This is a genomic window from Microbacterium ureisolvens (genome assembly GCF_015278315.1).
Lineage (GTDB): Bacteria > Actinomycetota > Actinomycetes > Actinomycetales > Microbacteriaceae > Microbacterium > Microbacterium ureisolvens.
Genome location: NZ_JADIJE010000006.1, coordinates 36,785 through 51,452, shown reverse-complemented (window position 1 = coordinate 51,452; position 14,668 = coordinate 36,785). Strand labels below are relative to the sequence as shown.

At 71.5% G+C, this 14,668-nt stretch carries 15 protein-coding genes; 2 read left to right on the top strand and 13 right to left on the bottom strand.

Going from position 1 to position 14,668, the window contains the following annotated elements:
- Positions 1-25: 25 nt before the first annotated feature.
- Positions 26-859, bottom strand: coding sequence for an alpha/beta fold hydrolase (locus IM767_RS10930; protein ID WP_109209849.1), 834 nt, complete (start codon positions 857-859; stop codon positions 26-28).
- 1 nt (position 860) lies between these two features.
- Entirely contained in the window at positions 861-1,169 is a 309-nt protein-coding gene (locus tag IM767_RS10925; protein ID WP_109210065.1) for a hypothetical protein, read from the bottom strand.
- A gap of 140 nt (positions 1,170-1,309) precedes the next feature.
- On the opposite strand from IM767_RS10925, the gene IM767_RS10920 reads away from it, so the two are divergent.
- The gene (locus IM767_RS10920) at positions 1,310-2,980 is read left to right on the top strand and encodes a thiamine pyrophosphate-binding protein (protein WP_109209848.1); all 1,671 of its coding nucleotides are present in this window, start codon (positions 1,310-1,312) and stop codon (positions 2,978-2,980) included.
- 85 nt (positions 2,981-3,065) lie between these two features.
- On the opposite strand, the gene IM767_RS10915 is transcribed toward IM767_RS10920, so the two are convergent.
- The 10 genes from IM767_RS10915 to IM767_RS10870 form a co-directional block, all read right to left on the bottom strand.
- Positions 3,066-3,827, bottom strand: a complete 762-nt coding sequence (locus IM767_RS10915; RefSeq protein WP_109209847.1) for an enoyl-CoA hydratase/isomerase family protein — start codon at positions 3,825-3,827, stop codon at positions 3,066-3,068.
- A 10-nt stretch (positions 3,828-3,837) separates the two neighbouring features.
- Positions 3,838-5,058, bottom strand: a complete 1,221-nt coding sequence (gene paaE / locus IM767_RS10910; RefSeq protein ID WP_109209846.1) for a 1,2-phenylacetyl-CoA epoxidase subunit PaaE — start codon at positions 5,056-5,058, stop codon at positions 3,838-3,840.
- A complete protein-coding gene (paaD, locus tag IM767_RS10905) occupies positions 5,058-5,498 on the bottom strand; it encodes a 1,2-phenylacetyl-CoA epoxidase subunit PaaD (RefSeq protein ID WP_239453262.1) in 441 nt (146 codons plus the stop codon). The genes paaE and paaD overlap by 1 nt, the downstream gene beginning before the upstream one ends.
- 221 nt (positions 5,499-5,719) lie before the next feature.
- Complete coding sequence (gene paaC, locus IM767_RS10900) at positions 5,720-6,577, bottom strand: 1,2-phenylacetyl-CoA epoxidase subunit PaaC (RefSeq protein ID WP_109209844.1); 858 nt, start codon at positions 6,575-6,577, stop codon at positions 5,720-5,722.
- 68 nt (positions 6,578-6,645) lie between these two features.
- On the bottom strand, positions 6,646-6,951 hold the full coding sequence (gene paaB, locus IM767_RS10895; protein ID WP_109209843.1) for a 1,2-phenylacetyl-CoA epoxidase subunit PaaB: 306 nt from the start codon (positions 6,949-6,951) through the stop codon (positions 6,646-6,648).
- Positions 6,951-7,925 carry a 1,2-phenylacetyl-CoA epoxidase subunit PaaA gene (gene paaA, locus IM767_RS10890; protein WP_109209842.1) on the bottom strand — a complete coding sequence of 325 codons (975 nt, stop codon included), beginning with the start codon at positions 7,923-7,925 and terminating at the stop codon, positions 6,951-6,953. Before paaA ends, paaB begins: the two co-directional genes overlap by 1 nt.
- A gap of 351 nt (positions 7,926-8,276) precedes the next feature.
- Positions 8,277-8,669, bottom strand: a complete 393-nt coding sequence (gene paaI, locus IM767_RS10885) for a hydroxyphenylacetyl-CoA thioesterase PaaI (protein WP_109210064.1) — start codon at positions 8,667-8,669, stop codon at positions 8,277-8,279.
- A gap of 35 nt (positions 8,670-8,704) precedes the next feature.
- Entirely contained in the window at positions 8,705-10,828 is a 2,124-nt protein-coding gene (gene paaZ / locus IM767_RS10880) for a phenylacetic acid degradation bifunctional protein PaaZ (protein WP_109209841.1), read from the bottom strand.
- Positions 10,825-11,679, bottom strand: a complete 855-nt coding sequence (locus tag IM767_RS10875) for a 3-hydroxyacyl-CoA dehydrogenase family protein (RefSeq protein WP_109209840.1) — start codon at positions 11,677-11,679, stop codon at positions 10,825-10,827. The genes paaZ and IM767_RS10875 overlap by 4 nt, the downstream gene beginning before the upstream one ends.
- Positions 11,676-12,416: an enoyl-CoA hydratase/isomerase family protein gene (locus IM767_RS10870; protein WP_109210063.1), complete on the bottom strand. Its 741-nt coding sequence runs from the start codon at positions 12,414-12,416 to the stop codon at positions 11,676-11,678. The genes IM767_RS10875 and IM767_RS10870 overlap by 4 nt, the downstream gene beginning before the upstream one ends.
- Positions 12,417-12,539: 123 nt before the next feature.
- On the opposite strand from IM767_RS10870, the gene IM767_RS10865 reads away from it, so the two are divergent.
- Positions 12,540-13,148 (top strand): TetR/AcrR family transcriptional regulator, encoded by a 609-nt coding sequence (locus tag IM767_RS10865; protein ID WP_109209839.1) that lies wholly within the window; start codon positions 12,540-12,542, stop codon positions 13,146-13,148.
- Positions 13,149-13,257: 109 nt separating this feature from the next.
- On the opposite strand, the gene IM767_RS10860 is transcribed toward IM767_RS10865, so the two are convergent.
- Positions 13,258-14,640 carry an MFS transporter gene (locus IM767_RS10860; RefSeq protein WP_109209838.1) on the bottom strand — a complete coding sequence of 461 codons (1,383 nt, stop codon included), beginning with the start codon at positions 14,638-14,640 and terminating at the stop codon, positions 13,258-13,260.
- Positions 14,641-14,668 lie beyond the last annotated feature (28 nt).

The window sequence follows — 14,668 nt, the reverse complement described above, 5'->3', positions numbered from 1 at the left end:
CGGGTCTCGGTGCGAGGGTCGCGTTTCAGCGCGAGAGGAACTCGTCCACCGCGGCCCGGAACGCCTCGGGCTGCTCGACCCAGGGGTAGTGCCCGCAGTCCGCGAGGACGACGGACTCGCCGTGGCGGAACAGTCCCGCCGCGGCCACCACCGGCGCGCAGCCGGTGAGGGCGTCCTCGGCACCGGCGATCACGAGCACCGGGGCGTCGGTCCGGCCCACCAGCGCGGGCAGTTCCGCAGGAGCCTGTGACGAGAAGTAGGCGAGCGCCGCCGGGATCGCACGTGCGCCCACCTTCGCGTGCGCGCGCTCGGCCTCGCCCCAGTGCGCGTAGCCGGCCGCGGCGGTGTCGGCATCCCAGACCGCGAACGCCGCCTCGTCGTCGATCGGAAGGTCCACCGAGAGGTGACGGAAGGCGCTCTCGAACTCGGCGTCGCCGGTGCGGCGGGCGGCGATCGCCGGCACGTCGCTCGGCTCATCCACCAGGTGCCCGACCGGCGGGGTCACGAGCACGGTGCGACCGGCGCGGTCGGGGTGCCTGGCGACGAACGCCGTGGTCAGCCGGGTGCCGGCGGAGTGCGCGACGATGTCGAGGCGGTCGACGCCCAGGTGCGCGCGCAGCGCATCGAGGTCGTCGCCCTGCGCCCACCACGATGCGGCGGTCTCGTCGGCCGGCAGCGGGGAGCGCCCCACGCCGCGCAGGTGCAGCGTGATGCGCCGCCGATCCGTGCCGATGCCGGCGAGGTCGCCGAGATACGAGGGGTGGCGGGCGGCGCCTCCGGAGATGAAGACGACGGGTGTCCCCTCGCCCTCCTCGTCGTAGAAGAGCTCCGCACCGTCGGCGGCGCGATACGTCGGCACGTCAGACCGTCGTGGGGAACTCGGTCACGAACCGGATGTTGTACTCGGCGACCCGCTGCGGAAGCCCCGCGAACGCCTCGGCGCGCGTGTCCGACGCCATGTACTCCTTCTCGAGTGCGAGGAACGCCTCCTCGTCGCCGGGTGCGCTCACCGCCCACACGAACTCGTCGGTCTCGGGCAGGCCGTAGGCGAATTCGATCTCGAAGCCGGCGGCGGGCCTGACCTTCGGCATCCATTCGGTCCACCACGCGACGAACGCGTCGTATTCCCCTTCGACGAGCGTGTACCGGCGCAGCTGGATCGTCTTCATGTCCTCCATCTTGGCCGAAGTCCTATACTCGACTCGTCCGGCGGCATCGTCGCCCGCCGGTGCTCGAAAAATGGGCACGCAGCGCGCACGCGCGAGACACATACGGCTCTTGCACCCGTTCCGTCTCGAAAGGCTCCGCCATGCCCGCGGTCTCTCCGGTCACGTCCGTCTCCGCCCACGTCGCCCTCACCCTCGCCCGCCACATCGACCACGTCTTCGGCGTGATGGGCAACGGCAACGCGTACTTCCTCGACGCCCTCGAGCGCTCCACCGACGTGCACTTCACCGCGGTGCGGCACGAAGCCGGTGGCGTGGTCGCCGCGGACGCCTACCACCGCGCCTCCGGCCGGCTCGCCGCTGCGACCGCGACCTACGGCGCCGGATTCACCAACACCCTCACCGCGCTGGCCGAAGCGGTGCAAGCGCACGTGCCGCTGGTGCTCGTCGTCGGCGACGAGCCGACCTCGGGCCCGCGCCCGTGGGACGTCGACCAGATCGCCCTCGCGTCGGCCGTCGGCGCGCGCACCTATACCGTCGGGCGAGCGGATGCCGCGGCCACGACAGTCATCGCCATCGAGCACGCGCTGACCTACCGGGTGCCCACCGTGCTCGCGATCCCGTACGACGTCGCCGCGCGCGACGCCGGTCCGGTGCCCGAACCGCCGGCGCCGCGGCTCCCCGCACCGCTGGCCCCGGCCGGCCCGTTCGCCGCCGCAGCGGTCGACGGGATCGTCGAAGCGCTGGCGACGGCGGAGCGTCCGTTCCTGCTGGCCGGGCGCGGCGCATGGATCTCCGGGGCCGGCGAGGCCCTCGGCGACCTCGCCGACGCCGTGGGCGCGGTGACCGCGTCGACGGCCCTCGGGCGCGGCGTGTTCCCCCGCACCGAGTTCGACCTCGGCGTCACCGGCGGCTTCGGTGCCGAGGGCGCCATGGAGCTCGTACGCGAAGCCGACGTCGCGATGGTGTTCGGGGCATCCCTCAACCAGTTCACGATGCGCTTCGGCGACCTCTTCGCCCCCGGCACACGCGTGTTCCAGGTCGACGTGGCCGCCGCGGCGACGCACCCGCATGTCGGCGGATACGTACGAGGCGACGCCGCGGTCGTCGCCCGGGCGCTCACCGACGGCCTGCGTGCCCGCGCAGCGCGGCCGAGCGGTTGGCGCGAGTCGGTCGACCTCGCGCCCCTGCGCGCTTACGAGCCCGGCGACGGCGCCGCGCCTGACGGACGGCTCGACCCGCGCAGCGTCGCCGCCCGCATCGGCGAGCTGCTGCCCGAAGACCGCGTCGTCGTCTCGGACGGCGGCCACTTCATCGGCTGGGCGAACATGTACTGGCCCGTCGCCTCACCCGACCGCATGTCGATGGTCGGCACGGCGTTCCAGTCCATCGGCCTCGGCTGGCCGTCGGTCCCCGGCGCAGCGCTGGCCAAGCCCTCGGCCACCGTCGTGCTCACCACCGGCGACGGCGGCGGCCTCATGGCGCTCGCCGACCTCGAGACCGCGGTGCGCGTCGCGGGCGGACGCGGCATCGCGGTGGTCTGGAACGACGCCGCCTACGGCGCCGAGGTGAACCTGTACGGGCTCAAGGGGCTCGCCAAGGAGCCGATGCTCATCCCCCAGGTCGACTTCGCCGCGCTCGCGTCGGGCGTGGCCGCGGAAGGCGTCGTCGTGCGGACCCTGGCCGACCTCGACCGGCTGGCGTCATGGGTCGCCGAGCCCGAGGCATCCCGTCGCTTCCTCGTGCTCGATTGCCGCATCTCGGGCGAGGTCATCGCGCCGTACCAGCAGGAGATCATCCGCGTGAACTCCTGACGATTCCTACACTTGCCGAGAGCGCAGGAAGTGCTCCCTGTCGTGCCCCGTTCGAACACTTCCTACTCTTTCGACCGGCACGGAGTCACTCGCCGGTGAAGTCGGGCTTGCGCTTCTGCTGGAACGCGGCGAAACCCTCGCGGTAGTCGGCGGTGGTGCGCAGCGCCTCCTGGCCGCGCGCCTCTTCGGCCACGGCATCCCACAGTCGCTCGCCGCGCAGCCGCGCGATGAGGCGCTTCGACGCGAGGAACGCGGCTGTCGGTCCGGACGCCGCGAGCGTCGCCCGCTGCAGGGCGAAGTCGAACACCTCCTCCACCGGCATCGCCCGGCTGAACAGTCCCGCCGCCACCGCTTCAGCGCCCGACATCATCGCACCGGTGTAAATCAGGTCCAGGGCGCGGTGGGCGCCGAGGCGCTCGTAGAGGAGCGCGTGGCCGCCCGAGTCGAGCATCGCGCCGAGGCTGGCGAACGGCGATCCGATCTTGGCGTCGTCGGCGACGTAGACGACGTCGGTGGCGATCGCGAGCCCGAGGCCCACCCCCAGGCACGCGCCGTGCACGGCCGCGAAAGTGGGTGCCGGGAAGCCGGCGATCCGCCGCATCAGCGTCTCGACGCCGGCGAGATACTGCGGCACGTCGTCGGTCACCGGGTCCACTCCGGCGATGTCGCGTCCCGCGCAGAACGCCCGTCCTTCACCGCGCAGCACCAGCGCACGCACTCCCGCTTCTTCGGCGCTGCGGTAGGCGGCATCCATCTCGCCCAGCTCACGCAGCGACAGGGCGTTGAGCTTCTCCGGGGCGTTGAGCACGACTTCGGCCACATCGCCGGTGATGGACAGTTCGATCATCTCTTCCTCCCTAGACGTCGTAGTCGACGATGACGGTATCGGTGGTGGGGTGCGATTGGCAGGTGAGCACGTACCCGCGCTCCAGTTCGTCGGGTTCGAGGGCGTAGTTCTCGGTCATCGTGACCGAGCCCTCGAGGAGCCGCGCGCGGCACGTGCCGCACACCCCGCCCGCGCACGCGAAGGGCACGTCGGGGCGCACGCGCAGCGCCGCGTTCAGGATCGACTCGTGTGCGGCGACAGGACTCTCGACCGCCTGCGACTGCCCGTCGAGAGTGAACTCGATCCGGCGCACCGGCTCGTCGGCGGCGACCACGACCGGCCGTCCGGCGGCGGGCTCGGCGCCCGGCCCCTCGCCCGTGGTGAAGAGCTCGTAGCGCACGTGCGCGGGATCGACCCCGATGTCGGTGAGGGTGTCACGGCACAGCTGCACCAGCTCGAACGGGCCGCACAGGAACCACTCGTCGACGGTGTCGGCGAGCACCAGCTCGTCGAGGATGCGCCGCAGGCGCGGCTCGTCGATGCGGCCGGAGAGCAGTGGGGCGGTCCGCTGCTCTCGCGAGAGCACGTGGTGCAGCGCGAGCCGCGTCGGGTAGCGGTCCTTGAGGTCGGAGAGCTCGTCGAGGAACATGACGTCGAGGCTTGAGCGGTTCGTGTACACCAACGTGAACCGCGAGGTGTGCGACCGCGCGAGCACCGTGGCGGCGAGCGCCATCAGGGGCGTGATGCCCGAACCCGCCGCGATGCCCGCGACGTGCGCGTCGTCGAGGTCGGCCAGCTTCGACGTGAACGTGCCCTGCGGACTCATCACGTCGATCTGGTCGCCGACTTGGAGCTCGGTCTGCGCCCACGTCGAGAATCTGCCGCCGAGGTCCCGCTTGATGGCGACGCTGATGGTGCGCGGGCCATCCCCTCCCCCGCCCGCGTCCTCGGCGCGGCACAGCGAGTACGAGCGGCGCACCTCGTGGCCGTCGAGCATCGTCCGCAGCGCCACGTGCTGACCCGCGAGGTAATCGAACTCGTCGCGGGACTGCTCGGGGATCGCGAACGTCACCTCGACCGAGGCATCCGTCAGCGGCCGCACCGCGGCGACCCGGAGCGTGTGGAACCGCGCCCGGTGCGCCTTGCCGCGCGGACCGCCCACGGCCGTCGTGAGCAGGGTCTCGGCGATGTGCTCCTGCTGCGGATCCGGCGTTCGCGGTCCTCGAGCCTGTCGAGGGTCGTCCGGCCGCATCAGTGCACCTTGAAGTGGTCGAACGGCTCGAGGCACGTGCGGCACTCGTACAGCGCCTTGCACGAGGTCGAGCCGAAGCGCGCGATCTCCCTCGTGTCGAGCGAACCGCAGCGCGGGCATCTCACCGACAGCTGCAGCCGGATCGGGCCGGAGGCCGCCGCACGGCCGGTGGGCGGGGCGATGCCGTACTCGACCAGCTTGCGATTGCCGGCATCCGTCATCCAGTCCGTCGTCCACGCGGGCGCCAGTACGAGACGGACGTCCACCTGGTCGAAGCCCGCCGAGGTCAGCGCGAGCACGACGTCGTCGCGGATCGCGTCCATCGCCGGGCAGCCCGAGTAGGTCGGCGTGATGGTCACGCTCACGCGCCCATGGTCGACGACCACGTCGCGCAGGACGCCGAGATCCTCGATCGTGAGGACCGGGACCTCCGGATCCAGGACGGATGCCGCGACCTCCCGCGCGCGCCGGCTCGCGGCGTCGACCGTCCGCGGTCGTGGATGGGCGTTGACGGGCGGCTCGGGGCGTCGTTTCGTCTCGCTTCGCTCGCTCAACGACCGGGGCAGGGGCTCGCTCAACGACCGGGGCAGGGGCCCCCTCGACGACCGGGGCAGGGGCTCGCTCAACGACCGGGGCAGGGGCTCGTCCGAAACGCGCGGGATCACCATGTCGCCCCCGGATGCTGCCTGGCGAGCACCTGCATCTCGGCGAGCAGGTAGCCGAGCGTCGGGAAGTGCGACCCCCGACGACCGCCGGCCGACGACACCGGGCCCGCGGGAACCTCCAGCTCCGCCTCGGCGAACACGGCCGCGATCACCGCGGCGAATGCCGGCCGCAGCGAGGACGGGCGCACGGCGACGCCCTCGAGGCGGTCGATCAGCGCCTCGTCGCGGAACAGCTCGCCGACGTAGGGCCAGACGTCCGTCACGGCGCGGACCATCCGGCTGCGGGACTCGTCGGTGCCGCCCGCGAGCCGCAGCGTCCACTGGACGGCGTGGTCGCGGTGGTAATCCACTTCCTTTACCGCCTTCGCGGCGATCGCGGCGAGGGTCGGGTCCGACGACTCCTGCAGTGCGGAGTACAGCTCGAACAGATAGACGGATGCCGCGAGCTGGCGTGCAATGGTCTGCGCGAAGTCGCCGTTCGGCTGCTCGAAGAGCCAGGCGCTGCGGAAGTCCGGTTCGTCGCGCCAGTAGGCGAGGTCGTCCTCGGAGCGGCCGTCCCACGTGCCGGCGTAGCGGAGGAACGACCGGGCGTGCCCGAGCAGATCGAGCGCGATGTTGGCGAGCGCCACGTCCTCCTCGAGCTCGGGGGCGCGCGCGATCCAGGTGCCGAGCTGCTGCGAGAGGATGAGCGCGTCGTCGCCGAGCCAGAGGGCGTACTCGGCGACGTCCGCCGATCCGGCGCGGCCTTCAGCGCCGGCGAGTTCGGCGGAGAGCTCGATGCGTTCGACGGTGACGTCGCCGTGCGTGTCGGTGTGCGACGTTTCGTCTCGCTTCGCTCGCTCAACGACCGGCACTCCGGTCGTGGAACGAGGGAGCGCCGGCGACTGAGACCGAACGCCTCCAGCCGGTGCGGATGCCTCTGTCACAGGTGCGGCACCCCCTCCGACGCCGTGTAGTACGTCGCGTGGCGGTAGTTCTTGCCCGCGGGGCTCTCGAAGAACGCGCCCTTGGAATCAGGGTCGCTCGTGGTGATCGCGTCGGCGGGCACCACCCAGATCGATGTGCCCTCGCCCCGGCGGGTGTAGAGGTCGCGCGCGTTGCGCAGCGCGAGCTCGGCGTCAGGAGCGTGGAGCGACCCGGCGTGCACGTGGCTCAGGCCACGGCCGGCGCGCACGAACACCTCCCACAGCGGCCACGACTCGCGCGGTGAGGCGCCTGGGGTGGTCATCACGCGGCTCCCTTCGTCGTCTCGGCTTCGCGCAGCTGCTGCTTGCGGGCGTACTCGGCCGCGGCTTCGCGCACCCAGGCACCTTCCTCGTGGGCGTTGCGGCGGTTGCGGATGCGCTCGGCGTTCATCGCGCCGCGGCCAGCGATGACCTCCTGCAGCTCGCTCCAGTCGATCTCGCTCGTGTGCCAGCGCGCGGCGGCCTCGTCCCACCGCAGCTCGGGGTCGGGCAGCGTCACGCCGAGGACCTCGGCCTGCGGCACGAGCATCCCGATGAAGCGCTGCCGCAGCTCGTCGTTGGAGAACCGCTTGATCTTCCACGCCATCGACTGCGCCGAATTCGGCGACGCGTCGTCAGGTGGTCCGAACATCATGAGCGATGGCCAGTACCAGCGGTCGACGGCATCCTGCGCCATCTTCCTCTGCGCGGGGCTGCCCTGCATGAGCGTCAGCAGGATCTCGAACCCCTGCCGCTGGTGGAACGACTCCTCCTTGCAGATGCGCACCATCGCACGCCCGTACGGTCCGTACGACGCGCGGCACAGCGGCACCTGATTGCAGATCGCGGCGCCATCCACGAGCCAGCCGATCGCACCCATGTCGGCCCACGTCGGCGTCGGGTAGTTGAAGATCGACGAGTACTTCGCGCGCCCCTCGATGAGCTGCTCGGTCATCTCGTCGCGCGTGATGCCGAGCGTCTGCGCGGCGGAGTACAGGTACAGCCCGTGCCCCGCCTCGTCCTGCACCTTCGCCATCAGGATGGCCTTGCGCTTGAGGCTCGGCGCCCGCGTGATCCAGTTGCCCTCGGGCTGCATCCCGATGATCTCGGAGTGCGCGTGCTGCGAGATCTGCCGGATGAGGGTCTTGCGGTACGCCTCGGGCATCCAGTCGCGCGGCTCGATGCGCGAGTCGGCCTCGATGATCGCGTCGAAGGCAGCCTGCTCGGCTGCCTCGTCGATCAGCAGCTCGGTCGTCATCGTCGACTCCGTTCCGGTTCCACGGCCTTCTCCTCCCGGCTCCTGAGCCGGTGTTGTCCAGCTCCCGAGCCTGCCTCCTCGAGCTCCTGGAGCCCGCCGGAGGATTACAGACCGTTCGTTCAGTAAAGTCTAACCGATCCTCCCGCGCACCCGTACCCCGTCCGTCCCGACGCTCCCGGTGCCGAAAACCTGGCCGCTCGCCCCGACACGCCGATGACGGATGCCGCGACGCGGCGTGTCGCGTCACCGACCAGGTTTTCGGCATCTAAGGGGCGGGGATGCTGCCGCCGCCGTGGGCGAGAACCGCGAGCCGGAGCCAGGAGCCAGGCGTCAGGAGTCAGGAGTCAGGAGTCAGGACGGATCGTCGGGGTGGGCGCGCCGCGTGGTGAACGACCGCCCGCGGAACTCCGCGACGACGTCGCCCGTCTCGTCGGTCACCGTCACGTCGTAGAGGCCGCTCCGGCCGGCGAGCGCGCGGCGCCGCGCGTGCGCGGTGAGTGTCTGCCCCGCGTGCGTCGCCTTGAGGAACGAGATGTCGGCCCCCGCCGCGACGGTGACGTCGGAGTCCTCGTTGCAGGCCATCGCGAAGGCGGTGTCGGCGAGCGCGAACACCATCCCCCCGTGCGTGATCGAGAACCCGTTGGTCATGTCGTCGCGCACCGTCATCGACACGATGGCCTCGCCCGGCTCGTCGCGCTCGACCACCATGCCGAGGGCCGCCGACGCGCGATCGCGCTGCAGCATGCGGCGCTGCCCGGCGAAGTGGTCGGCGGGATCGGTCACACGCGCACCTCCGCGGTCGCCGAAGCGGCGGCCGCGGCATCCGTCTCCCCCACCGGCTCCTTCGCGACCAGCGTCAGCACGTCGTAGGTGGCGACGATCTCGTCGCGCTGGTTGAGGATGACGGCGTCCCAGCGCACCTCGCCGTACTCGTCGGTCTCGCGGGGGGTGATCTGCTTGGCGGTGAGCACCACGCGGATCTCGTCGCCCGGCGAGACCGGCGTCATGAAGCGCAGGTTCTCGAGGCCGTAGTTGGCGAGCACCGGACCCGGCTCGGGGTCGACGAAGAGCCCCGCCGCCCACGAGACGAGCAGGTACCCGTGCGCGACGCGCCCCGGGAAGAACGGGTTGGCGGCCGCGGCCTCCTCGTCCATGTGGGCGTAGAACAGGTCGCCGGTGAAGTTGGCGAACGTCTCGATGTCATCGAGCGTGACCGGGCGCGAGGGCGACGCGATCTGATCGCCGATCGCGAGCTCGGCGAGCGACTTGCGGAAGGGGTGACGGTCGGAACGGGATGCCGCGCCCTGATGCCATACGCCGGTCAGGGCGGTCAGCATCGCGGGCGAGCCCTGCACCGCGGTGCGCTGCATGTGGTGCAGCACCGCCCGGATGCCGCCGAGCTCTTCGCCGCCGCCCGCGCGCCCCGGACCGCCGTGCACGAGGTGCGGCACGGGCGCGCCGTGGCCCGTGGAGCTGCGCGCGTCGTCACGGTCGAGGAAGAGCAGGCGCCCGTTGTACGCGGCCGTTCGTGCGAGCAGGGTGGCGGCGACAGCGGGGTCGGCGGTCGCGACGCTCGTCACGAGCGACCCGCCGCCGCGACCCACGAGGTCCGCCGCCTCGTCGACGCTCCGGTAGGCGAGGATGCTGGCCACCGGCCCGAATGCCTCGACCTCGTGGACGGCGCCCGGCAGGGCGTCGCCGTCCTCGAAGCCGACCAGGATGGGCGCAACGAACGCGCCGTCGGGGGCGGCACCGGTCGTGCCGTCGGCGAGGGTCACGTGCGGGGCATCCGTCGTCCCCAGCACGATCCGGCCGCCCGCCGCTTGAAGCGCGCCGACCGCGCGCAGCACCTCGTCGCGCTGCGCCAGTGAAACCAGCGGACCCATCGTGACGCCGTCGGCGCGCGGGTCGCCGACGACGACGCGTTCGGCGATCTTCTCGCGCAGCGCTGCCACCAGCGGATCGACGGCATCGGCCGGCACGATGGCACGACGGATCGCGGTGCACTTCTGGCCCGCCTTGGTAGTGAGCTCGACCAACAGCTGCTTCACGTAGGCGTCGAACTCGGGCGTGCCCGGCACGGCGTCGGGGCCGAGAACCGAGGCGTTGATCGAGTCGGTCTCGCTCGTGAACCGCACGCCGGGCGCGGCCTGTTCCCGAAGACGGGAAGCCGTCGAGGCGCTGCCGGTGAACCCGACGAGGTCACCGAGCCGCAGGTGCTCGAAGAGTCCGGGCACGGCGCCGCTCACGAGCTGCAGCGAGCCGGCGGGCAGGAGGCCGGTCTCGACGAGGATCCGCACCCACGCCTCGGCGACGTAGGCGGTCGGCGACGCCGGCTTCACCAGCGTCGGCACGCCCGCGAGGAAGGCCGGCGCGAACTTCTCGAGCGCGCCCCACATCGGGAAGTTGAAGGCGTTGATCTGCACGGCGACGCCCGGCAGCCGTGTGTAGACGTGGCGGCCGAGGAACGATCCGTCCTTCGAGAGCGGCTCGACCGGACCGTCGAGGTACACCTGTCCGTTCGGCAGCTCACGGCGCCCCTTCGACGAGTACGTGAACAGCACGCCGATGCCGCCGTCGACATCGCTCAGCGAATCGCGCACCGTCGCCCCGGCCCGCTTGGAGAGCTCGTAGAGCTCCTCCTTGCGCGCGGTGAGGGCCACGCCGAACTGCTTCAGCAGCAGTGCGCGCTGGTGGAACGTCAGCGCCCCGAGGCTCTCCTGGCCGACCGTGCGCGCGTACTCCAGCGCCCCTGCGAGATCGATCCCCTGGGTGTCGAGAGCGGTCACGACCTCGCCCGTGGAGGCATCGCGCACCTGGGCCGGTCCCTGGTCCTGTCGCAGGGCGCCGACCTCAGGCACCCACCACTGATCGCGCAGGTAGCTCGGGAGGATGTTCGTCACTTCTCACTCCATTCGTAGAAGCCGCGGCCGCTCTTGCGGCCGAGATGTCCGTCGGCGACGAGGCGCCGCAGCAGCTCCGGCGGCGCGAACCGCTCCCCCAGCGTCCGGTGCAGCTCCTCGGCGATGGCGAGCCGCACGTCGAGCCCGACGAGGTCGGTGGTCCGCAGCGGCCCGACCGGATGCCGGTACCCGAGCTCCATCGCCGCGTCGATGTCGGCGGCGCTCGCGACGCGCTCCTCGAGCATGCGGATCGCCTCGAGCCCCAGCGCGACGCCGAGACGGCTGGAGGCGAACCCCGGGCTGTTCCGCACGACGATCGCCGTCTTGCCGAGCGCCTCGATCCAGCCACGGGCGTCGTCGACGAGCGCGGGAGCTGTCGCCGTGCCCGTCACGACCTCGACGAGCTGGGACGTCGGCACCGGAATGAAGAAGTGCAGGCCGACGAAGCGGTCAGGCCGCGCCAGGTGCGAGGCGAGGTCGTCGATCGAGATCGACGACGTGTTCGTCGCCAGCGCGGCGTCGCCCTGGACGACCCGCTCCGCGCGGCCGAGCGCCTGGATCTTCAGCTCCCGGTCCTCCGGCACCGCCTCGACGACGAGCGCGCATCCGGCGAGCGCCGCCGCATCGGTGTCGGCGCGGACCGCGGCAGCGAGCCCGTCGAACCCGCGGTCGGTCGCGCCCCGCTCGACGCTGCGGCGCACGCTCTCCCGAAGACGAGCGGATGCCGCGGCCGCCGCCTCGGCGTCGCGCTCCACGACGACCACCTCTGCGCCGGCGAGCACGAAGGCGTGGGCGATGCCGGCGCCCATGCGCCCGCCCCCGATCACTCCGACCCGCTCCGGCACGCTCATCGCCCCTTCTTCCTCTCCAGGAAGGCGGTCATGCGCCTGTCCTTCTCGGGGCTCTCGAAGAGCTGGGCCTGCAGCTCGAGCTCCAGCTCGGGGTGCGCTGCAGCGGGGGCCAGCAGCGCCGTTTTGGTGTGGCGGGTCGCGAGCGCGTCGTTGCGGGCGATGCGGTCGGCGATCGTGTTCGCCGCGGCCAGCAGGTCGCCGGGCTCGAAGAGCGATGACACGAGCCCCCACGCGACGGCGGTCTCGGCATCCAGGATCCGCCCCGTCAGCAGCATCTCGGCCGCCCGGGCTTCGCCGACGATCTCGCGCAGGCGCCAGGTCGCCCCGGCGGCGGCGATGATGCCGAGCCCGGTCTCGGGGTTGCCGATCTGCAGCCGCGGCGTGCCGATGCGGATGTCGGCGGCATAGGCCAGCTCCGCGCCGCCGCCGAGCGCGTGGCCGTCGATCGCGGCGATGACCGGCATCGGGAGGTTGCGCACGCGCTGGAAGGCCCGGGTGTTGATCCCTCGGCGCGCATCGGCGGCGCGGCGCTCGCGCAGCTGCGCGATGTCGGCGCCCGACGCGAAAACGCCGTCGCCCCCGATGAGGATGAGCGTGCGCGGCTCGCGCTCGAGTTCGCGGCAGAGCTCATGGAGGCGGTCGACCGTGTCCTGGTCGATCGCGTTGCGCACCTCGGGCCGCGACAGCGTGGCGACGATCCGGTCGTCGCGGCGCTGGATGAGCAGCGGCTCAGGCATCGGCATCCTCTCGATCCGCTCCGTCGCGGTCCCGCTCATATTATCTGATCGTTCGTTCAGTAATGCGAGCCGCGACCGGCATGGAAGCGCGGATGCCGCGGGCGCAGGTGCGAGACTGGGCGCATGTCTGCGAGCACCGACGCCTCTCCCGCGCGGCGGGGGCGTCCGGGATACGACCGCGAGCAGGTGCTGAGCGTGGCGGTGACACTGTTCAACGAGCAGGGCTACGACGCCACCTCGGTCGCCGATCTCGCATCGCGCCTCGGCCTCACCAAGTCGGCGCTCTACCACCACTTCGATTCCAAGGAGCAGCTGCTCGCGCTCGCCCTCGACGAAGCGCTCGACGGACTCGAGGGCGTCCTCGTCGCCCCTGAAGCCGCGTCGGGATCAGCCGTGGAGCGACTGGGGGCCGTCCTGCGCGGAGCGGTGCGAGTCCTGGTCGACAAGCTCCCCTATGTGACGCTGCTGCTGCGCGTGCGCGGCAACAGCGACGTGGAGCGTGCCGCGCTCGAGCGCCGGCGCGCGTTCGACCACCGCGTGGCCGCCCTCGTCGCCGAGGCGCAGCGCGCCGGAGAGATGCGCGCCGACGTGGACGGCGCCGTCGCCACCCGGCTGGTGTTCGGCATGGTCAACTCGATCGTCGAGTGGTACCGGCCCGGCGGCCCGGTCGATCGCGAACGCCTCGCGCACGACGTGGTCGCTGTCGCCCTCGACGGCATGCGCACCCGCTGACGCGACGGATGCTGCGTCGCTGAGCCTCCGCAGAGCCTCAGAACGCGACGGATGCTGCGTCGCTGAGCCTCCGCAGAGCCTCAGAACGCAGCATCCGTCTGCCGGCAGGTCAGGCCTTCGACAGGCCGTAGATCGGGCTGACGGACTGCTCGGCCTCATGGTCGGGGCCGAGCGGGATGCCGGAGCGGTCACGCAGCAGCAGCGTCGCGATGAGGCCGAGCAGGGTCATGCCGGCGAGGTACCAGGTCACCGAGACGGTGGAGCCCGTCGCCTGCACCAGCGCCTGTGCGATGGTCGGAGCGAACGCGCCGCCCAGGATCGCGCCGATGGCGTACGAGATCGAGACGCCCGAGAACCGGATCGAGGCCGGGAACAGCTCGCTGTAGAGCGCTGCCTGCGGGCCGTAGGTGAACCCGAGGCCGATCGTCAGCACTGCAAGGCCCAGGAACAGCAGCCCGACGTTCGCGGTGTTCACGAGCGGGAAGAGCAGGAAGACACCGACCAGCTGCAGGATCCAGCCGATGATGTACGTCGTGCGGCGTCCGATCTTGTCGCTGATCCACCCCGCGAAGAACGTCGCGAGCAGCCACGTCACGGCCGATCCGGTGACGGCCCACAGGACCGGAGCGGTGGAGAGGCCGACGGGGCCTTCGGGGTCGGTGGCGTAGCGCTGGATGTAGCCGCCGGTGGTCATGTAGCCCACCGCGTTGTTCCCGGCGAAGACGAAGGCAGCGATGATCACGAGGAGCGTGTGCTTCTTGAACAGCTGCACGATCGGCATCCGGGCCGCCTCCTTGCGCTCGGCGAGCTCGGCGAAGACGGGGCTCTCCTCCACGCGACGGCGGACGTACCAGCCGACGAGGATCAGCACGACGCTGAGCAGGAACGGGATGCGCCAGCCCCATTCCTTGAACCATGCGTCCCCGGGGATCGCGACCAGCGCCGTGATGCCCGATGCCAGCAGCAGGCCGATCGGCACGCCGACCTGGGGGGATGCGCCGAAGACGCCGCGGCGCGCCTTGGGCGCGTGCTCGACGGCCATGAGGACCGCGCCACCCCACTCGCCGCCGGCCGAGATCCCCTGCAGGACGCGCAGGAGGATGAGCAGGATCGGGGCCGCGATCCCGATCGCGGCGTACGGGGGCAGGAGGCCGACGAGCGTCGTCGCCGCACCCATCAGGACGAGCGTCCACATGAGCACGACCTTGCGGCCGTACTTGTCGCCGAAGTGACCGGCCAGGAACGCACCGAGCGGACGGAACAGGAAGCTGATGCCCACCGTGATGAACGAGAGGATCTGCGCGAAGCCCTCGCCCGCAGGAGCGAAGAACAGCTCGGCGAACACGAGGCCGGCGGCGAACGCGTAGATGAAGAAGTCGTACCACTCGACGGTCGTTCCGACGACCGTGGCGAAGACGACGCGGCGGCGATCGGCCGCTGTGGCGATCGTGCCTGTGGGGGTGAATCCCTGTGCGGGACGTGCTGTGCTCATCAGTGACTCCTGTGTCGGGGGTGACATC